General features: G+C 64.3%; 1 protein-coding gene. It reads right to left on the bottom strand.

What is annotated here, in order from left to right:
* Positions 1-210: haloacid dehalogenase-like hydrolase (locus B3797_RS17135; RefSeq protein ID WP_311791699.1), on the bottom strand; the 210-nt coding region annotated here is incomplete at both ends.

Genomic DNA, 210 nt, shown 5'->3' with positions numbered 1-210 from the left:
CCAGCACCTCGCCGGTCAGCTTGCCGTCGCGCATCTCCAGTTCATTAGCGGCGACGTGCGCCAGATGGAGCGTGTCGCGCAGGTATTCCGCGAAATAGGTAAAACCGCCGGAGGCGATGGCGACCTGCCATCCCAGCGCCTGCAGCTTCTGCACCAGCTCGGTCAGGCCAGGCATCAGCGGCAGCGCGTCGCGCACCTGCTTCAGAATAT

Source organism: Pantoea sp. UBA5923 (assembly GCF_002431095.1).
GTDB classification, from domain to species: Bacteria; Pseudomonadota; Gammaproteobacteria; order Enterobacterales; family Enterobacteriaceae; genus Pantoea; species Pantoea piersonii.
The sequence above is the reverse complement of the archived record's forward strand: the minus strand, read 5'-3'. Positions and strand labels throughout refer to the sequence as shown.